Origin of the sequence: Anaerococcus tetradius ATCC 35098 (assembly GCF_000159095.1) — a bacterium.
GTDB classification, from domain to species: Bacteria; Bacillota; Clostridia; order Tissierellales; family Peptoniphilaceae; genus Anaerococcus; species Anaerococcus tetradius.
On sequence record NZ_GG666300.1, the window covers coordinates 4,541 to 22,677 of the forward strand.

The following is an 18,137-nucleotide window of genomic DNA, read 5'->3' on the forward strand; positions in this document are numbered from 1 at the left end:
ACTCACCAAGCAGTTCTGAGAACTTCCTTAATATTTTATTTGCTTGTATGATTTGTTATATAGTTTAACTTTATATTTGAGGAGTTATCCTTGTTTTTTTAATCTAATCTACAGATTAGAAAAGCTAAGATAGATATATCTAGTATAGTATTAGTACATAGGAGGGATTTATGGACAAGAAACTTAAGGAAGAATACATGATTGTTTGTGAGATGATTGATTTGTATCATAGGAAGAATGATAGTTTTTCTGATGATGAGATTAGTGAGCTTAAGGCTTATGTCAAAAGTAAGCTTTCTTCTTGTATTCATGGTTCTAGTAAGCTATTTTGTTCTTACTGTAAGATTCACTGCTACGAACCTGCGAGGCGAGAGCAGATTCGTGAGATTATGAAGTTTTCTGGTCCACGCTTTATTTTTTATAGACCTGGCATGTCTATAAAGCATCTATTACATAAATCTAGTCTTATAAGAAAACTTGCAAGTAAAAAGTCCTACAGAAAATAATTTTCTAAGTAGGACTTTTTCTTTACTCAATGTCTAATTCTATTGGTTCATCTATTGTTTCTGATACGTATTTGCCGTCTTTTTTTCTTTGTTTTACGCATTCTGTTAGTAGATATTCTATTTGACCATTGATTGATCTAAAGTCATCTTCTGCCCATTGGGCTATTTGAGCGTATAGTTTTTCTGATACCCTTAGGGGTATTTGTTTTTTTGCCATTAATACAAGCTTCCTGTGTTAACTATTGGGCTTGCTTCGTGGTTACCACAAAGGACTACTAGGAGGTTTGATACCATGGCGGCTTTTCTTTCTTCGTCTAGGTCTATTACGCTATTTTCTTCAAGTTTAGCAAGTGCCATCTCAACCATCCCTACAGCGCCATCAACTAGCATTGCTCTAGCATCTATTAGGGCTGAAGCTTGTTGTCTTTGTAGCATAGCTGCTGCAATTTCAGATGCGTAAGATAGGTGGGTAATTCGTGCTTCTATTATTTCAAGGCCTGCAAATTCTACTCTTTCTTGGATTTCTTCTTTAATCCTTCTAGCGACAATTTCACTTGAACCTCTGAGTGATCCATCGTCCGGTTCTCCATCGCCAGTCGTGTCGATTTCATAGTGAGGGTTCACATCGTAAGGATATTGGCGAACAATATTTCTTAGGGCTGTATCTGTCTGTAGGGAAAGATATTCCTTGTAGTTGTCAACATTAAATACTGCCTTGGCTGTATCCTTTACCTTCCACATCACAGCTATACCAATTTCTACTGGATTTCCTAGATAATCATTGATTTTTTGCTTGCTATTATTTAGGGTCATTACTTTAAGCGATATTTTTTTGCTAGGTGCTTGGTAATTTGCCGTGTTAGCCTTGTCGAAAAATCCCTTGTTATCACTAACATCTCCTGATTGGCCAAGTTTGGTGCTTGCTGCTGGATTTATAGCAGATACGAAAGGATTTACATAGTAGAAGCCTTCGCCCTTTAGAGTTCCTATATATTTACCGAAAAGCGTTAGGACCAAGGATTCTTGAGGTTTTAAAATTTTAAGACCTAATAGCATAATCCAACCCAAGATTATATAGGCTATAGCTATAACAAATAAAACAATGTTTAAACTAGAATAATCTCCACTATCGAGAATATTTCCATTAACTACAATAGTTAAGATAGACCCAGCTAGAAGGGCTAGGTAGATAATTAAGATGACAATACCATTCTTTTTCGCTTTAAGAATTTTCTCTTCAACATTATTAGAATTTTCGAGTTTTTTTTCGAACTTATCCATACTTCCTCCTTTTATTCTTTATGATATCATAATGATATCATCATATTTTTATTTAGTCAATAGCTCTTAATATATTTTACATAATCTTACAAGACTTTTTTATTAAATTTAGGGTAAATATAGGCTAGGAGGGACTATGAAGTATTTTTACAAAAGTATAAGAGTAGCTAACAACGACATCATTAGAGGCGTTTTAAATACAGCTGATGATTTTAACGAGAATAAAAAGTATATTCCAATAATTTTCTATCATGGTCTTATGGATGATAGGAATGGAATTAATTATATGTCAATCCAGCAAGCAAAGTACCTAACTGCAGCAGGCTTTATTGTATATAGATTTGATTTTAGGGGCTGTGGGGAAAGCGAGGGGAGCTTTTACGATTTGACCTTTACTAGGCAGATTGAAGATGCAAAGCTAATTTATGAAAGTGTAGAAAGAGAAATTTTTGTAGATAAAAACAAAATATTTATTAGGGCCCACTCAATGGGAGGGGCTGTAGCAATAAAAATAGCAGAGCTTAAAAATCCCAAGGGACTTATACTTTATGCGCCGGGAATCAACTATTCTTTGGAAAACTCAAATCTTATAAAAAGCCTAGATGACTTATCCAGAAGCCAACTTGTAGGCGAGAAGGACTTGGGTGGCCTTAGACTATCGGCAAAGATTGTAGAAGATAGCAGAAAATATGATTTTTTAAAAATGGCAAAGTCTTATGAGGGCAAGGTCCTCCTTGTTAGGGGAGAAAAAGATCCTGTTATAGAAAAAGAATCCATGACCCTTCTAGAAGAGAAGTTCACGGATTGTAAGTATATAGAAATAGAAAATATTGGCCACAACTTTACGAGTTATGAAAAAAGACTAGAAATTTTTGAATTGACCAATGATTTTATTAGGGAAAATATTTAGAATTTCTTTTCAATGAGAATAACATAGGGTGAGATATCTGTTTTATTTGGGTAGGATAATTTAAGGATAGCAAAATCCTTTGGGTCTAGCTTTTCTAAGAAAATTTCAAGCCTATCCGCTTCGATTTTTCCTTGATCATGACCTGGGTAGATGGTGATAATCACCCTGCCATTTTTCTGTAGAAGTCCTAAGACCTTCTTTAAACTTTCTATAGTAGAATCAGCCCTTGTAGTGATGGTCTTATCAGAATTTGGTAGATAGCCTAAATTATAAACGGCCAAGTCGATTTTTTCTTTTATGTAATTATCAATATGGGCGTGACTGTCCAAAATAAAGGAAAAATTATCCCTAGGTCCAAGTAAATTTAAGGTATTTTCCCTTGCCTCTTCTTGAATATCAAAGGCGATAAGCTTCTTTGCACCCAAAACATCAAGGATAAAGGCCGAATCATGACCATTACCTGCCGTCATATCCACAGCGAGATTTATATTTTTCTTTCTAATTAGAATTTCCTTAACAAGATCTGTTACTCTTTCAATCATAATTGCTCCTTAGAATAAGCATACTAGTAAGCTATCTTTTTATATTTTTGAATTTATGTAAGATGAAATTATAAGTATCAGGATCAGTCTTTTTAGAAATATCGAGTGCTTCTTTTATATAATCTTCGTAGGGAAGCTTATCATCCATTAGAATGATAGATTTTGTGTAAAGCATTACAGCGGACTTAGGATTGTCCGAATTATAAGCTAAGGCCATATTAATATATTCTAGAGCTTTCTGATTATCTTCCAATATGTAATAAATATTACTAATATTATGGTACAAAACTGCTCTAACATTATTATCTAAAACATCGCTCTCTTCTATAAACTTACAAATTCTTAGCTTTTCTTGCTGATCATCTAAACACGTTGCATAGTTCATCAAAATCCTATAATCTATATTATCATAATAATTATTATTTAGATCGTTGAAATCAAACTTTCCACCTGCATTTAGTGCCTTTATAATCAAATTCTTTCTAAGAGCAGGATTACCTTTGACTTCCATACTCCTAAAAAACAATATCAACTTTAAAGCCTTAATCTTCACAACATCTCTAGAAGTTCTTTCTTTTATTCTTATAAGTTCATTAATCTCAAGAGACTGATCTTTTCCTTCGTACCTATCTTTGCTATTTAAGGAAGAAATGATATTTTCAATATTTGAGCTATCTTCATACATTATCTCAAAATACTTTTCAATCAAATCGACAGATAAAATAGAAGAAAGTCTATCCAAGTTATCCAAATCAAAGTTAACCTTGGCATTTTCCATATTAGAAATAGTTTTGATATTAATAAAACTAAGCTCAGCCAATCTCTCTTGACTTAAATTCCTCTTATTTCTAATATCCTTTAAGAATTTCCCGAAAATATATTTTCTATCATTCATATACATCACCTAAATTAATATTTTATCATATATTTATATATTATTCCATAGACAATTTTTATATGGTAGTAAAAGAATTATATTGTTAAGATTAATTAAAGATAGATTAAATAAAGATTTATTTTCTAATATACATGAATCATGTATAGAATGCGAATATAGTGATTGCAAAGGCATTATACACATTCTTGAAAGTGAAGTTGATGAATTAGTGGATATAGGGGCGGAAATTGTTTGTTTGAATGATAATATAAATTTATTAAATACATTCGATAATGATGAAAGTGGAAACATTGATTTAACACAGCAGTCCCCAACATGTAAATTGAGAGATTCAAAAGGAAACTGTAAAATTCAAAAAAATAAACCATTATTTTGTATGCTCTTTCCATTTATGATAGTCAATTATTTGGATGGAAAAAATTATTGGGCATTAAGTAAAAAATGTTCGTATTATGATTACTTAGTATCTAATTCTAAAGTTGAAGATACTATAGAAAATTTTATTAACTATCTTGAAGAGATTCCAAGTAAAATATACAACGAAATTACAAGTACATTTATCAAAACAAAGGAGGTAGTCCACTATATTTATAGTGATGAAGAAGTTGAAATAATTAAAGAAATATAAATAATATATATTATTTATAAATAAATCTAAAGGAGGTGAATTTATGTCTAAATGCAAAGGTAGTATTTCTACAAAAAATGTTGTAAAAATTAGAATAATTAAGAAGGCATAGTAAAAACACAAGGGCTGTTGCAGAATCAAAAATTTGTAGATTTCAACTAAAGAACACATACAAAAATTTCAATAAGTTATCAAACGAGACTGAAATTTTTATGTGGTAATTATAATGATGATACGATACAATCATAGTTTTGCAGCAGCTCATTATTTTAAGAGGTAATTATGAAAATTGATTTACAAAAAAAATTTATTATTGCTATTCATGGAATTTTGCTTATTTTAATATCCTTGACAATGGTTTTTTATCCTATTTATATATCTAAATTTATTGATAACATTTCAAATATATATAGATTGAAAAATATTTTTTTGGTGATTGCATTACTAGTGATAGCTAAGGGAATTTTTAATATTTTCGATATGTTATTGGAAAATTATCTAAATTATTCATTAGAGTATGATCTCAAAAAAAATATGATGTCTAAGTTACTTGATATTAGTTACCTAAATATTATTAGAGAAGATGAAGGAAAATTGATTAATTTAAATAAGGATGTGGACTCATTAATAGATTTTTATATAAATTTTTTATCGATAACATTTAAGAATATTTTAATTCTTTCTGGAATTTTTATTGTATCAGTTAATAAGTTATCTTATTTTTCATTTTTATTTATTGTGATGATTATAGCTTTCTTAATCTTATTAAATAAAATTAAGGAAAAATCTAAAATCAAGGTTAAAAATACCAAGGAAACTTATGATAGAATGATAAGTCTATTCTCTGAGACTTTTACTTTATTGGAGGAGTTTGTATACATTGATAAAGATACTTATTTAATAAACAGGTTGAGAAAATCAATATCGAAATTTTTTAGTTACGAAGTTGTATCAAACTTTATTTCTTATGAGTATTGGATTAGTTCTATTTTTGTATTTTCATCTATGAAGATAATTGTGATGATATCAGGAATATTTTTAATCAACAATGAGCTAGTAACGTTGGGAAGCTTATATTTGTTTATATATTATATTGATTTAATAGAAGATCCAATTATGGAGATAAGATTACAATTAGAGACTCTACCTAATATAGGGATTGTAAAAGAAAGAATATTTGGATTTTTAGATTTAAATTCTAGAAAACTAGAATATGGGAATTATGATTTGTGTGAAAAAGTATCCAAAATTGAGTTTTCTAATGTAAGTTTTTCCTATTCTGAGAAGGAAATTTTTAAAGATTTTAATTACACTTTCTCTAAGAAAAAATATCTTGTAAGAGGAGTCTCTGGATCGGGTAAGTCAACACTGATTAACTTGATGGTTAGGCTATTTGATCCAATAGATGGAAGTATAAAATATAATGATATTGATATAAGGATGTTTAAGAAAGAATCTATTAGTGAAAAGATAGAATACATAGATCAAAAAATTGAATTATCTAAGGAAGCTATCATTGCTGATGTGATTAGTGAAAATCAAGAATCCATAAGAACTCTAAATATTTTTCTTCCAAATAAGGATTTTGCCACCCCATTGGATGAATTATCTAATGGTGAATATAGGAGCTTATATCTTCTTAAGGCTTTAAATTCAAATAAGGATATCATTATAATGGATGAGACGTTTTTGGGGATTGACGAAGGTAAATGTGATGCTTTCTTTAAGCTTGCTGATAATATTGATAAGATCATAGTTATTATCAGTCATGAAGAGAGAATTATTGCCATGGCAGACGAGGTGATTGATCTTGGAAAATATTAATGTAAAAACTTTAATTAAAGAATATCCTAAATATTTTGTATTAGACTTGCTAATTTGGCTTTTAGCACATAATATTCCTTTGTTATTATCATACCTAATCAAACTTTATTTTGACTCAAATCAAAATAATAATTTATTAATCATTGTATTTTTATATACAATTATCTTTCTGTTAAGATTTCCACTTATAAAATTGGGAGCAGATATAGATATTAAGGCGCAACATAAGTGGGTCAATGTTATGTATGAGAGAATCATTAGCAAATGCCTTGAATCTAGAAAAGTTTCGGATTCTAATAGCCAAATATTTATTGATACTATTCAAAATGATATTAATTCAATAGTATCATATATATCATATGGAGTTGATACAATCTGCAATGTAGTTGGCTCTATAATAGCGTTTATAATAATTGCCTCAATAAATATTTATGTAGCTATGGTTATACTAGTAGTTCCTATACTTATATTCTTCATATTGAATTTTCTAAAAGATAAGCTTTACGATAAAAGTATGATTATAAGAAACAATGAAACTAACCTCATAAAGATATACCAAGATGTTATAGGTGAAAGCAGAAAAATAAGGATTGAATCTCTGGAGAATAAATATTTTGATATCTATAATAAACATTTAATGAAAAATAAGAGTGATAAGTTTAAGTATAGCTATTTCAATATTATGATAAACACTATCAACCAATCTTTGGTAGATTTGAATTTAATATCTATACTCTTGGCAGTAATATATTTTAGAAACTTTTCTGTAGGAGACCTTGCTTTGTTGATAAGCTATAGTTTTATCATAAATGACTTATCGACATATGTATCGACATTTATAGTAATAAATAATGATTTGAAAGTGAGTTTAGATTCCTTTAATAATAAGCTGAACTTCAATTTATGCGAAGATAAATCTATTTTTAAAGTTGATAATATCATAAATAGAATAAGTTTGGGTGAAGTAAATGTATTAATTGGAGACAATGGTTCTGGTAAGAGCAGGATTTTTAAAGAGCTTGCTAGTAACAGAGAATATTGTTTGGTTCTTAAGAATTCATCAGTATTAAGCGAAGATTTATATGAGAACATAGTTACTGACGGTAATCCTTATATGTATAGAGAAATTGTAGAAATTTTTTCATTAAATGATTTGGAGGATAGGAAAGAACTAATTAGTGATGAACTATCAGGAGGGCAAATCGATAGAATTGCTATAGCCAGAGCTTTGCTATCAGGTAAGGATGTGATTTTAATCGACAATAATTTATTTTCTATAGATTTTGCTATTAGATCATTAATATTTGAAGAATTCGAAAATTCTGGCAAAACATTTTTGATTGCTGATACTGAGTATAGAAATGAATACAAAAATTTTAATGTTATATATTTAAAAAACTAGTGACAAGAAGTGATACTGAAATGTTTTATCTAACGATATAAATTTAGAAAAGTAGATTGGTCGATAAGAAAAGATAGTTTTTTAATAAGATGTGAGAACAAGAGAATAAAGAATATTTTTTGAAAAAATTTGATGTGGATGATAATAGGTTATTGAAATCTTTAACCCATCTAAATGTTTCCATTAGCATGTTCGGTCAAACTCTTTTTAGTATTAATATTTTATCATCTTTGTCAGTTACATATATTTGTAGTATTCTGGTTAAGAATCAATATTTACAACTATCTGACCTCTTGGCTTCTCTAAAGTTAGTTTCAATTTCTACAGCGACTTTAGCAGATTCTTTTGGATATTTGGTTAACATTTTATCTACTAAGAAAATAAAGGAGATGGTGATAAGGGAGATTCCTGAAAGGAAAGAAATTGTCAAAGAAGAAAAAATTCCACAACTAGACCTTAGGCTAAACAATCTATCATTTTCCTATGGACCTATCAAGGTCTTTGATAAGATGGATTTGGATATAGAAAAAGCCAAGTCCTATGCCATAATTGGAAATTCAGGTTCTGGTAAGTCCACTCTTGCCAAGATTCTTATGAAGGTAAATGAAGACTATGGTGGAGAGATTTCATTTTCTAATGGCAACTTCAAGGATTTTTCGGAAGAAGAATTATATGACAGTATATACTATATCCCACAAAATCCTATAGTATTTGAGGATACTTTCATAAACAATATCGCTATGGGTGATGATGGGCTTGATAGAGATAGGATTGAAAGAATTATCGATAGGGTAGGATTAAGTCGAGTTTATCATGAGAAGATGGACGGGGTAATAAAAAACGGAAGTCTTTCTGGTGGCGAGAAAAAGAAATTAGAACTTGCTAGGGCCTTGTATAAGGGAAGTGAAGTATTAATCTTCGATGAGCCAACTAGTGGACTTGATCCAGAAAGTGCTAGGTCAATCGAAGGATTAATCGAAAGCCTAGATAATCTAACTAGAATAGTAATCACTTATAATTAAGACAAAGCCTATCTACAAAGCTTTGACCATGTAATAAATATTGAAGATTACAAGAATTAAGCCCAGGCTCTCAAAGTTTATCCAAAGCTTTTATAAAACAAATCTATCAAGATAGTAGGCTATGCCATCTTCGTCATTTGTGAGGGTTACGTAGTCTGCTATTTCTTTTATTTTTTCTACTGCATTTCCCATGGCAACTCCCACTCCAGCAGCTTTAATCATAGTCTCATCGTTCATTTCATCACCAAAGGCTATTATGTCTTTTTGGTCTATATTAAATATTTCTGCTATTTCTAGAAGGCTTTTTCCTTTGGAAAGTCCTTTTGGCATAACTTCATAGTAAAATCTTGAGGATTTAACTTGGACTGTAAGTTTTCCAAATTTTTCATAAAGTTTTTTTGCTGGATCATCAATTATTTCAGGGTCTGCTGCAAAGAGGATTTTATTTACAGGAAAGTCGATTTTTTTATAGAGATCTTCTACTTCGACTGCCTCCATCTTTAGGGTAGTAGCCTCACCCTTTGTGTAAGGACCGATTTTTGGGCTATAAACTGTATCCTTATAAGGGACCATGGTCTCGAGGACTAGGTCTTTGGCAAATTCTAAGATTTCTACTGCAAGCTTATGATCCATTTCGTGGTTAGAAAGAAGATCTCCTGTAGCAAAGTTTGTTATTGCTCCTCCATTAAAGCTTGAAATAAGACCTCCATATTTTTCAAATTCTAATCTTTCTGCCAAGTCACGAGCCCCAGCAGTAGGCCTTCCAGTAACTATTACGACCTTGTGGCCTTCTTTCATGGCAGAAATTAAGGCTCTTTTTGTATTTTCAGTTATGACCCTCTTGCTATTTACAAGAGTTCCATCGACATCTACTCCTATTAATTTCATTATTTCTCCTTTAATAAATTCTTTTCTATATAATAAGCTATCCCGTCTTCATCATTCGATAAAGTAATTTCGTCTGCTTCTTTTTTTAATCTATTGCTAGCATTAGCCATAGCGATTCCAACTCCTGCCATCTGGATCATTTCCATATCGTTTATTTCATCACCGAAGGCATAAGTGTCCTCATGTTTTATGGAAAAATAGTCGGCTATTTCCAAAATGCTTTTGCCCTTGTTTATTCCAAGTGGCATACAATCTAGAAATTGGGGCATGGAATGGATGGGATTAACTCTTTTTTTGAATCTATCCCTAAACTTTTCTATATTCTTTTCTATTATTTCTGGCCTTGCAGAAAAAAGGAGCTTATTTAGGGGAAAATCTATCTTATCTTCTAAGTTTCCTATTATCCTATAAGGCATTTTGTTTTTTTGTGATAAAAATTCTAGGCTGTGGGCTCTGTCATTCTCAGCGAGGATTTCTCCTTTGTGATAGATTATATAATCAAAACCAAGACTTTTGCCGAAAGCTATCATCTCTTTTATGAGATTATAATCTAGGTAGTGGTTAATAATGGTCTTTTTTTCTTTCATATCGTAGACATGGGCACCATTTGATGAAGAAATAAGACCGCCATATCTATCAAAGGCCAGGGCTTTTCCTAGAAATTCCGCCGCATAGAAGTCCCTACCAGTAATTATAGCAAGTTTATTGCCTTCTTCCATGGACCTTATTAGTGTTTTTTTCGTTCTTTCGCTTATTTGATTTTTACTATTAAGAAGACTACCATCTAAGTCTACTCCGATTAATTTCAATATATCCTCCAGTTTAAATAGAAATACCAGGCCTATATCAAACCTGGTATTAGTAATTAAGCTTCTATCTTTAGAAGGTCTTCGCCATGAACTATTTGACCTAGTTTAAGACAAGTGATTGTCTTATCATCAGTATTTGTAATAATGATTGGTGATTGGATTTCTTTGCCAGCTTCTTTTATAGCATCAATGTCGAATTCTATTAGAAGGTCCCCACATTGAACTTGGCTATTGCTAGCTACTTTGATTTCGAAAGGTTTGCCTTCAAGCTCTACTGTATCTAGACCTATGTGAATTAATAGCTCTGTACCGTTAACACTAGTGATACCAATAGCGTGGCCAGTTTCTGCAAGCATTGAGATTTTGCCAGCAACTGGAGCATAAACCTTACCCTCACTTGGGATAGTGATAACGCCCTTGCCTACAATCTCTTGGGAAAAAACAGGATCGACACATTCTTTAATATCCTTAACCTCTCCTGTAATTGGTGCAAGGATAATTTCATCTTCTTTGACTTCCTTTTGGATATGTTCATCTTTTTTTTCTTCGCCAGAAAAAACTCCCTTTAGTTTATCTAAAAATGACATAATTCCTCCTTATCTTACTATCATTGCTCTTTATTATTAATATACTAATTTTTTTGAAAAAATCATTATCGTAACATATGTTACAGAAATAGGACTAGCCTTTAGCTTATAATAGATACAGTTAAGGAAATAAGAAATAAAGGAGAAATGTATGTTTTGTTATCAATGTCAAGAAACTTTTAAGAATCAAGGATGTAAAATACAAGGAGTTTGCGGTAAGAATGAAGATACTGCAAATATGCAAGACTTGCTTGTTTATGTAACAAAGGGACTTGCTGAAGTGATAAATAAAAGGGGCGAAGTTGAAGAAAAATATTACGATAGACTATCAAACAATCTTTTCGTAACCATTACCAATGCAAACTTCGATACGAAAGCTATACTTAATCTAGTTAAAGAAACTTTGGCTATGAAAGATGAGCTTCTAAAAGATGTAGAAAGTGACAAGCTTTCAGAATTTGCTAGATATAGGTCAGACGATAGCGATGAGCTTAGGAGAAAGGCTATCGAAGTTGGTGTTTTAAATATAATGAATGAGGATGAAAGGTCTCTTACAGAGCTTGTAATCTACGGACTAAAGGGAATGGCAGCCTACAACCACCACGCCAATGTCCTAGGCTTCAGAGATGAAAAAGTCGACAAATTCCTAGCCTATGCCCTAGAAGAAACTACTAAAGCTTGCACAGATATTACTAAGCTAATAGACCTTGTAATGGAGACTGGAAGCCACGGAGTTATGGCTATGGCCCTACTTGATAAGGCTAATACAGAAACTTTCGGCAACCCAGAAATCACAGAAGTAGATTATTCAGCGGGTAAGAAGCCAGGAATTTTAATCTCAGGCCACGACCTAAACGACATGAAGATGCTCCTTGAGCAAGCAAAGGATAGCGGAGTTGATATCTACACCCACTCAGAAATGCTTCCAGCAAATTATTATCCAGAATTTAAAAAATATGATAATTTCCATGGTAACTATGGTAATAGCTGGTGGAGTCAAAATGAGGAGTTCGAAAAATTCAACGGACCAATCCTTATGACTACTAATTGCATAGTTCCTATGAAGAAAAATAACACCTACAAGGAAAGGATGTTTACAACAGGAAACGCAGGCTATCCAGGCTGTAAGCATATAGAAGCAGATCTTAATGGCAAGAAGGATTTCTCAGAGATAATTGAGCTAGCTAAAAAATGTAAGGCTCCAACAAACTTAGAAGATATCAAAGTTGTCGGAGGCTTTGCCCACAAGCAAGTAATAGATCTTGCCGATAAGGTAATTGATGAGATTAAGAAGGGCAATATCAAGAAATTTGTAGTAATGGCAGGCTGTGACGGAAGACACAAAGAAAGGTCTTACTATACTGACTTTGCCAAGGCCCTTCCTAAAGATTATGTAATCCTTACAGCAGGCTGTGCGAAATATAGATACAATAAGCTTGGTCTAGGAGATATAAATGGGATACCAAGAGTGCTAGATGCTGGTCAATGTAATGACTCATTCTCACTTGTCCAAATAGCCCTTGCCCTAAAGGATGCCTTTGGCTTAGATGATATAAATGATCTTCCAATCGAATACAACATAGCTTGGTATGAGCAAAAGGCTGTAATAGTTCTACTCGCCCTCCTAAGCCTTGGTGTAAAAAATATCCACCTAGGACCAACTCTTCCTGCCTTTCTTTCACCAACAGTCGTAAATTTCTTGGTAGAAAATTTCAATATTTCAGGAAATACTAGTGTGGAAAAAGATTTAGAGGAAATGACAAGATAAAAAATAAATAAGAAGAAGTGACCTATCCCCAAAATTCAGTTTTTTGGGGATTTCATTTAAAATTTTATAAAAAATTTTCGAATTACTTTGAAAAAGTTTTCATTTATGATATCATGTTAGATAGAGAGGGTAATATGTATTATATTGGTATCGATATTGGATCGACAGCAAGCAAATTTGTTGTCATAAATAATGAAAAAAATGAAATACTTTATAAAGAAGTCATAAGTAGCGGATGGAATAGCAAGGAAACTGGAAGATTGATAATTAACAAGTTAGAAAGCCTTGGCTATAGTAGAAAGGAAAGCCACATAACAGCCACAGGTTATGGAAGAATTGCAGTCGACTTTGCCGATAAGGTGATTACAGAAATTACCGCCCATGGCAAGGGAGCACATTTTTTAGGTTCAAAAGATAAGACAGTCATAGATATTGGAGGACAGGATACTAAGGTAATAGTCCAAAATGAAGATAGGGTTGTTGATTTTTTGATGAATGATAAGTGCTCAGCTGGAACGGGTAAATTTTTGGAGGTTATGGCAAATAGACTTGGTCTTGACCTTGATGAATTTTTCCAAATGGCTAAAAATGGCAAAGATATTGAGCTTTCCTCAACTTGCACTGTTTTTGCAGAATCTGAAGTAGTTTCTTTGATGGGCAAGGGAACAAAAAGAGAGGATATAGCAAGTGGGGTTATCAATTCTATAGTTTCAAAAGTTTCAAAACTTGCTCAAAAAAAGTCCAATCCCGAAGGTTATTTTCTAACTGGTGGTTTTTCAAATAATACCTACATAATGAAATCTCTAGAAGAAAAACTAGCTAGTAAGCTTTATAGCCATCCAGATGGAAGATTTGCTGGGGCAATCGGAGCAGCTATCTTATGAAAAAAGACCTAGAAGAATTTAGAAGAGAGGCTTATGTCGATGCAATTTATGCAAAGATGGAAGATGATAGGGTAGTCGGAGTTTCATCCGATACTTGTGAGGCTCTTATAATTTCTTATGGTTTTATCGCATATCCAATAATCGGCTTGGATGCCCATATTTTTGATTATTGTAAAGTAGATGATTTTTGTGATCCAATAAATTCTACTATTGCCTATCTTAAAACTCAAAAATGTCCCCTTATATATTCATCACGATTTTTTGTTGTTGATAGTTTCTGTGAGAAATTCAATACTTGTTTGAAGAAATCCACTGACAAAGATCTAGTGTATGAAAACGATTTAAGAGCTTATCTTGAAAATATTAAGGAAATATCTTTCGATGAAAAAATCTATAAGGAAAGTCAAGATAAACTCGGCATAATCAAAATTCTTCTAAGGGATCTAGAAGAAAGTGATATAGATGGAAGTTTGCTTTATAAATTAGGATTCTACATAAGATTTATCAAAGATTTAGATGAAAGAATCTCTTTTCTAAAATACATAAGGTCCAAATACCAAAGGAAAAATATTAAAAGGAAAATTATACAAGCGACTTGTCCTTTTGCAGTTACTGATCTAATCGATGAAAATATTGACCAAGCTTATAAAATTGTAAAGTCCAAAAATCCTGACTTTACTTTTGATAAATGCATATATAAGGCGGATAAAATCTTAACTTACAAGGAGAAATAATATGGATAAGAATCATGAAATGTGGAACGGATTGAGTATGGACCTTGATAAGCACGATTTGTTGTGCGAAGCTTTGCCACAAGCCTTTGGGGATGTTTTTTTATCACAAGAAGACAGACCAGAAAAGATGGATTATTTTAATGCAGTTACAGCAGATATCCACGGAATAAGACCTGCAGAATTGATTGAAGCTCAAAAGAATGGTCAAAAAGTTATTGGAAGTTTTTGTATCCATGTTCCAGAAGAAGTTGTTTGGGCAGCAAATGGAATTTCTACAGGGCTATGTTCAGGTTCACAATTCTGGGTTCCAGGTGGGGAGAAAAAATTGCCAACAGCGACTTGTCCTTTGATTAAGGCATCACTTGGAGCAAGATTTGATAGAACTTGTCCATTCTTTAGGATAGCAGACCTTTTTGTCGGCGAAACAACTTGTGACGGCAAGAAAAAAGCTTGGGAAATCTTGGCAGAAGATGCACCAATGTATATAATGGATATCCCACAAATGAAGAGGAAGGAAGATTTCGAAAAATGGGAGAAGGAAATTAACTTATACATAGATAGACTTGAAGATTTAACTGGAAATAAAGTAACAGCAGAAAACTTGCACGATGCAATTGTAATGATTAATAACAAAAGACGTGCCATGCAAAGACTTTACGACTTTAGAAAGCTCGACAATGTTCCAATCTCAGGAAGAGATACCCTTCTAATAACCCAAATCTCATTTTTTGATGACCCAGTAAGATTTACCCAAAAAGTAAATGAACTTTGCGATGAACTCGACCAAAGGGTTAAGGAAAATGTATCAGTATTTAAAAAGGGAACAAAAAGAATCCTCCTTACAGGAACACCACTTTCAATTCCAAACTGGAAATTACACCAAATAATCGAAACAAATGGTGGAGCAGTTGTAGGAGAAGAATTGTGTACGGGTATTAGATATATAGAAAACCCAGTAGATGAAACCAAGGGAGATTTGGATACAGAAGTTAAAAATCTCGCCAAAAGATATCTAGGAAGCATAAACTGCGCTTGCTTTACACCAAATACATCAAGAATTGACGATATAATTAGACTCTATCACGAATACAATGCTGATGGAGTAATAGATATCAACCTTAAATTCTGCAATATCTACGATACAGAAGGATATTTCGTAGAAAAAAGACTACAAGAAGAAAACATACCTTGCATAGGAATAGAAACTGACTATACAGACGAAGATGCAGAACAATTAAAGACAAGGATAGGTGCATTTATAGAAATGCTTGACTAATGAAATATTTTATTTTAGTAGAAAATGCGGCTATAGCCACAAGCTTATTAGAAATATTAAGAAAAGAGAAGATAAAAGCAACCCTTGCCCCAACACCAAGACAGGCGAGCCATGCCTGTGGCGTATCGGTCTATGTATATAAAAAAGAAGATATAGAAAAAATCGAGCCTTTGGCAAAGAAAAATCAAATAAAAATAGATGAAATTTATAAATCAGACCTAGACTTTGATAGTAAAAGAAATAAATTTCTTTAAAATAGGCTAATGGGAAAAGATAAACAAATTTTCCCATTAGCTTTTATTTGTAGGTTTTTTTCTTAAAAGTATATTCTTAGTAGAGAAGTAAAAGGAGGATATCTATAAATGAGCTTTAGCTTATCAGATGATATATTAGAAAAAATTATAGAGATTAGACATGATATCCATATGAATCCAGAAGTTTCCGGCAAGGAAGTAAGGACTACAGGGATAATAAGAAAATATTTAGAAAAACTTGATAATATAGAAATAATAGACTTTCCTATCGAAACAGGCCTTATAGCAAGGCTAAATACAGGAAAGAAGGGCACTGTTGTTGGTATTAGGGCGGATATTGACGCCCTCCCACAAAAGGAAGAGACAGATGTTTCCTATAAGTCAAAAATAGAAAATGTAATGCACGCCTGTGGCCACGATTACCACACTTCAGTTCTTCTTGCCATAGCAACAGTCTTATCCCAACATAGAGACGAGCTTTATGGGGATGTAGTTTTCATTTTCCAAAGATCCGAAGAAATTACTAGGGGAGCCAAGGAATATATAGACAAGGGACTTTTCAAAAAAGTGAAAATTGATAGGGTAATAGGTCTTCACAATTGGCCAGAAGTAGACTTCGGCAAGGCTATCATCAAGAAGGGTTCCTTGATGAGCTCGAAGGTTAATTTTAAAATCGACATCTTTGGCAAGGGACAACATGGTTCTATGCCTCATCTAAATATCGACCCAATAGTCTGTGCCTCAAATATAGTAATGGCCCTCCAGACTATAATCTCAAGAAACACAAATCCCTTCGACAATGCAGTTTTGTCTGTAAATTCTATAAGTGGAGGCTCAGAAGACAACCTAGTTGTAGATAAGACCCACCTATCAGCAACAATTAGATCCCTATCAGAATCAAATCTTGAAAAATCTATAAAAAGGATGGAGGCTATAGTAGAAAATATAGCGACAGCCTATGAATGTAAATACAAAATCACCTATACAGAAAAAATTCCATCTGTATATAATGGCGAAGAAATGTATGAAAAAGTTCTAAAATCTGCAGAAAAAATCTTAGGCAAAGAAAATATAATCACAGAAGGCCACACCATGGCAAGTGAGGACTTCGCCTTTTATATGAAAGAAGTTCCAGGATTTTTCTACTGGTTTGGAAGCGGAGAAGAAGGCCATGCCAAAGAGGCCCTTCATAGCAAAAATTTCTACTGCTCAGATAAGGCTATAAGACCTGCCGTAGAAGTTATGGCTACTTGCGTCCTAGACCTCCAAAAAGATGACGCTATTTAAACTGAAAACCTGTTAAAGCGTTGAAATCACTTGTTTTAAGCTCGGAAATTTAGTATAATTAAAACCGAATTCATATAAAGGAGAAGGGAATGAATATTAAAAAAATTTTTGCAAGTGCTATGACTCTAAGCCTAGCTTTTGGTCTTATGGCTTGTTCAAATGATGCTAATAAGAAAGAAGACGCTAAAGAAGAAACAAAACAAGAAGAAAAAGCTGATAATAAAGATAGCAAGGAAGATAAGAAAGAAGACGCAAATAAAAAAGACGCTTCAGCTAAGAAGTTCGATAGTCCAATTTACGATGTAAAATACAACTATCTTCCAGAAAATTTTGGAGAAAACTTTAGAGATGAGAAAAAAGATCTTTTGACAATTGAGTTTGGCGAAAAGAACAACCCTGCCAAAAAGATTGCAGTTCAACTTTCTGATAATGCTGAAAGATTCAAAGGACTCTTCAAAATGCCAGAAGATGCAAAAGATGTGAAGGTTGGCGACAAAGATGGTAAATTCTGGGACGATGGCTCTTTCAGATACCTAGTTGTAGAAAGAGAAGGCTACTCAATCTTCGCTAGATCTTCCCTAGATAAAGATGAAACAATAAAAGTTGTTTCAGAAGCTAAATAATTTAAGAAGAAATC

20 protein-coding genes are annotated in these 18,137 nt (G+C 32.5%); 13 read left to right on the forward strand and 7 right to left on the reverse strand.

Going from position 1 to position 18,137, the window contains the following annotated elements:
• Positions 1 to 170 precede the first annotated feature (170 nt).
• The gene (locus HMPREF0077_RS07350; RefSeq protein ID WP_004837365.1) at positions 171 to 506 is read left to right on the forward strand and encodes a nitrous oxide-stimulated promoter family protein; all 336 of its coding nucleotides are present in this window, start codon (positions 171 to 173) and stop codon (positions 504 to 506) included.
• A 22-nt stretch (positions 507 to 528) separates the two neighbouring features.
• Here HMPREF0077_RS07350 and HMPREF0077_RS07355 read toward each other — a convergent pair whose 3' ends face one another.
• Together HMPREF0077_RS07355 and HMPREF0077_RS07360 are read right to left on the reverse strand one after the other, a co-directional pair.
• Positions 529 to 723, reverse strand: coding sequence for a type II toxin-antitoxin system antitoxin (locus HMPREF0077_RS07355; protein WP_004837366.1), 195 nt, complete (start codon positions 721 to 723; stop codon positions 529 to 531).
• Complete coding sequence (locus HMPREF0077_RS07360) at positions 723 to 1,787, reverse strand: SPFH domain-containing protein (protein ID WP_004837367.1); 1,065 nt, start codon at positions 1,785 to 1,787, stop codon at positions 723 to 725. The genes HMPREF0077_RS07355 and HMPREF0077_RS07360 overlap by 1 nt, the downstream gene beginning before the upstream one ends.
• A 136-nt stretch (positions 1,788 to 1,923) precedes the next feature.
• Here HMPREF0077_RS07360 and HMPREF0077_RS07365 point away from each other — a divergent pair, with 136 nt between their 5' ends.
• Positions 1,924 to 2,697, forward strand: coding sequence for an alpha/beta hydrolase (locus tag HMPREF0077_RS07365; protein ID WP_004837368.1), 774 nt, complete (start codon positions 1,924 to 1,926; stop codon positions 2,695 to 2,697).
• Here HMPREF0077_RS07365 and mnmM read toward each other — a convergent pair.
• Both mnmM and HMPREF0077_RS07375 read right to left on the reverse strand, forming a co-directional pair.
• Complete coding sequence (mnmM, locus tag HMPREF0077_RS07370; RefSeq protein ID WP_004837369.1) at positions 2,694 to 3,239, reverse strand: tRNA 5-(aminomethyl)-2-thiouridylate-methyltransferase MnmM; 546 nt, start codon at positions 3,237 to 3,239, stop codon at positions 2,694 to 2,696. The genes HMPREF0077_RS07365 and mnmM overlap by 4 nt on opposite strands.
• 31 nt (positions 3,240 to 3,270) lie before the next feature.
• Positions 3,271 to 4,134: a helix-turn-helix domain-containing protein gene (locus tag HMPREF0077_RS07375; RefSeq protein ID WP_040349589.1), complete on the reverse strand. Its 864-nt coding sequence runs from the start codon at positions 4,132 to 4,134 to the stop codon at positions 3,271 to 3,273.
• Between the two features lie 82 nt (positions 4,135 to 4,216).
• On the opposite strand from HMPREF0077_RS07375, the gene HMPREF0077_RS07380 reads away from it, so the two are divergent.
• The 4 genes from HMPREF0077_RS07380 to HMPREF0077_RS07395 all read left to right on the forward strand — a co-directional run bounded on the left by HMPREF0077_RS07380 (position 4,217) and on the right by HMPREF0077_RS07395 (position 9,013).
• Positions 4,217 to 4,765, forward strand: coding sequence for a hypothetical protein (locus HMPREF0077_RS07380; protein WP_004837371.1), 549 nt, complete (start codon positions 4,217 to 4,219; stop codon positions 4,763 to 4,765).
• Positions 4,766 to 5,047: 282 nt separating this feature from the next.
• Positions 5,048 to 6,589, forward strand: a complete 1,542-nt coding sequence (locus HMPREF0077_RS07385) for an ATP-binding cassette domain-containing protein (RefSeq protein ID WP_004837372.1) — start codon at positions 5,048 to 5,050, stop codon at positions 6,587 to 6,589.
• Between the two features lie 241 nt (positions 6,590 to 6,830).
• Positions 6,831 to 7,991, forward strand: a complete 1,161-nt coding sequence (locus HMPREF0077_RS07390; protein WP_155811745.1) for an ATP-binding cassette domain-containing protein — start codon at positions 6,831 to 6,833, stop codon at positions 7,989 to 7,991.
• Between the two features lie 119 nt (positions 7,992 to 8,110).
• Positions 8,111 to 9,013 (forward strand): ATP-binding cassette domain-containing protein, encoded by a 903-nt coding sequence (locus HMPREF0077_RS07395; protein ID WP_081445725.1) that lies wholly within the window; start codon positions 8,111 to 8,113, stop codon positions 9,011 to 9,013.
• Positions 9,014 to 9,103: 90 nt separating this feature from the next.
• On the opposite strand, the gene HMPREF0077_RS07400 is transcribed toward HMPREF0077_RS07395, so the two are convergent.
• The 3 genes from HMPREF0077_RS07400 to HMPREF0077_RS07410 are packed head-to-tail and all read right to left on the reverse strand — an operon-like array spanning position 9,104 to position 11,297.
• Positions 9,104 to 9,901: a Cof-type HAD-IIB family hydrolase gene (locus HMPREF0077_RS07400; RefSeq protein ID WP_004837375.1), complete on the reverse strand. Its 798-nt coding sequence runs from the start codon at positions 9,899 to 9,901 to the stop codon at positions 9,104 to 9,106.
• Positions 9,901 to 10,710, reverse strand: a complete 810-nt coding sequence (locus HMPREF0077_RS07405) for a Cof-type HAD-IIB family hydrolase (RefSeq protein ID WP_004837376.1) — start codon at positions 10,708 to 10,710, stop codon at positions 9,901 to 9,903. Before HMPREF0077_RS07405 ends, HMPREF0077_RS07400 begins: the two co-directional genes overlap by 1 nt.
• A gap of 56 nt (positions 10,711 to 10,766) precedes the next feature.
• A complete protein-coding gene (locus HMPREF0077_RS07410) occupies positions 10,767 to 11,297 on the reverse strand; it encodes a PTS sugar transporter subunit IIA (RefSeq protein WP_004837377.1) in 531 nt (176 codons plus the stop codon).
• Positions 11,298 to 11,448: 151 nt separating this feature from the next.
• Here HMPREF0077_RS07410 and hcp point away from each other — a divergent pair, with 151 nt between their 5' ends.
• From hcp to HMPREF0077_RS07445, 7 genes are all read left to right on the forward strand, one after another.
• Positions 11,449 to 13,065, forward strand: coding sequence for a hydroxylamine reductase (gene hcp / locus HMPREF0077_RS07415; RefSeq protein WP_004837378.1), 1,617 nt, complete (start codon positions 11,449 to 11,451; stop codon positions 13,063 to 13,065).
• Positions 13,066 to 13,199: 134 nt separating this feature from the next.
• Entirely contained in the window at positions 13,200 to 13,949 is a 750-nt protein-coding gene (locus tag HMPREF0077_RS07420; RefSeq protein ID WP_040349592.1) for an acyl-CoA dehydratase activase, read from the forward strand.
• On the forward strand, positions 13,946 to 14,683 hold the full coding sequence (locus HMPREF0077_RS07425; RefSeq protein WP_004837380.1) for a hypothetical protein: 738 nt from the start codon (positions 13,946 to 13,948) through the stop codon (positions 14,681 to 14,683). The genes HMPREF0077_RS07420 and HMPREF0077_RS07425 overlap by 4 nt, the downstream gene beginning before the upstream one ends.
• A gap of 1 nt (position 14,684) precedes the next feature.
• Positions 14,685 to 15,959 (forward strand): double-cubane-cluster-containing anaerobic reductase, encoded by a 1,275-nt coding sequence (locus HMPREF0077_RS07430; protein WP_004837381.1) that lies wholly within the window; start codon positions 14,685 to 14,687, stop codon positions 15,957 to 15,959.
• Positions 15,959 to 16,213: a putative Se/S carrier protein gene (locus tag HMPREF0077_RS07435; protein WP_004837382.1), complete on the forward strand. Its 255-nt coding sequence runs from the start codon at positions 15,959 to 15,961 to the stop codon at positions 16,211 to 16,213. Before HMPREF0077_RS07430 ends, HMPREF0077_RS07435 begins: the two co-directional genes overlap by 1 nt.
• A 108-nt stretch (positions 16,214 to 16,321) precedes the next feature.
• Positions 16,322 to 17,500: a M20 metallopeptidase family protein gene (locus HMPREF0077_RS07440; RefSeq protein WP_004837383.1), complete on the forward strand. Its 1,179-nt coding sequence runs from the start codon at positions 16,322 to 16,324 to the stop codon at positions 17,498 to 17,500.
• A gap of 89 nt (positions 17,501 to 17,589) precedes the next feature.
• The gene (locus tag HMPREF0077_RS07445; protein ID WP_004837384.1) at positions 17,590 to 18,123 is read left to right on the forward strand and encodes a DUF4367 domain-containing protein; all 534 of its coding nucleotides are present in this window, start codon (positions 17,590 to 17,592) and stop codon (positions 18,121 to 18,123) included.
• Positions 18,124 to 18,137 lie beyond the last annotated feature (14 nt).

What these genes read in the sequence shown, in the direction of transcription:
- HMPREF0077_RS07350 (WP_004837365.1), top strand. Translation starts at nt 171, where the DNA reads ATGGACAAGAAACTTAAGGAAGAATACATGATTGTTTGTGAGATGATT.
- HMPREF0077_RS07355 (WP_004837366.1), bottom strand. Translation starts at nt 723, where the DNA reads ATGGCAAAAAAACAAATACCCCTAAGGGTATCAGAAAAACTATACGCT.
- HMPREF0077_RS07360 (WP_004837367.1), bottom strand. Translation starts at nt 1,787, where the DNA reads ATGGATAAGTTCGAAAAAAAACTCGAAAATTCTAATAATGTTGAAGAG.
- HMPREF0077_RS07365 (WP_004837368.1), top strand. Translation starts at nt 1,924, where the DNA reads ATGAAGTATTTTTACAAAAGTATAAGAGTAGCTAACAACGACATCATT.
- mnmM (WP_004837369.1), bottom strand. Translation starts at nt 3,239, where the DNA reads ATGATTGAAAGAGTAACAGATCTTGTTAAGGAAATTCTAATTAGAAAG.
- HMPREF0077_RS07375 (WP_040349589.1), bottom strand. Translation starts at nt 4,134, where the DNA reads ATGAATGATAGAAAATATATTTTCGGGAAATTCTTAAAGGATATTAGA.
- HMPREF0077_RS07385 (WP_004837372.1), top strand. Translation starts at nt 5,048, where the DNA reads ATGAAAATTGATTTACAAAAAAAATTTATTATTGCTATTCATGGAATT.
- HMPREF0077_RS07390 (WP_155811745.1), top strand. Translation starts at nt 6,831, where the DNA reads ATGTATGAGAGAATCATTAGCAAATGCCTTGAATCTAGAAAAGTTTCG.
- HMPREF0077_RS07400 (WP_004837375.1), bottom strand. Translation starts at nt 9,901, where the DNA reads ATGAAATTAATAGGAGTAGATGTCGATGGAACTCTTGTAAATAGCAAG.
- HMPREF0077_RS07410 (WP_004837377.1), bottom strand. Translation starts at nt 11,297, where the DNA reads ATGTCATTTTTAGATAAACTAAAGGGAGTTTTTTCTGGCGAAGAAAAA.
- hcp (WP_004837378.1), top strand. Translation starts at nt 11,449, where the DNA reads ATGTTTTGTTATCAATGTCAAGAAACTTTTAAGAATCAAGGATGTAAA.
- HMPREF0077_RS07420 (WP_040349592.1), top strand. Translation starts at nt 13,200, where the DNA reads ATGTATTATATTGGTATCGATATTGGATCGACAGCAAGCAAATTTGTT.
- HMPREF0077_RS07425 (WP_004837380.1), top strand. Translation starts at nt 13,946, where the DNA reads ATGAAAAAAGACCTAGAAGAATTTAGAAGAGAGGCTTATGTCGATGCA.
- HMPREF0077_RS07430 (WP_004837381.1), top strand. Translation starts at nt 14,685, where the DNA reads ATGGATAAGAATCATGAAATGTGGAACGGATTGAGTATGGACCTTGAT.
- HMPREF0077_RS07435 (WP_004837382.1), top strand. Translation starts at nt 15,959, where the DNA reads ATGAAATATTTTATTTTAGTAGAAAATGCGGCTATAGCCACAAGCTTA.
- HMPREF0077_RS07440 (WP_004837383.1), top strand. Translation starts at nt 16,322, where the DNA reads ATGAGCTTTAGCTTATCAGATGATATATTAGAAAAAATTATAGAGATT.
- HMPREF0077_RS07445 (WP_004837384.1), top strand. Translation starts at nt 17,590, where the DNA reads ATGAATATTAAAAAAATTTTTGCAAGTGCTATGACTCTAAGCCTAGCT.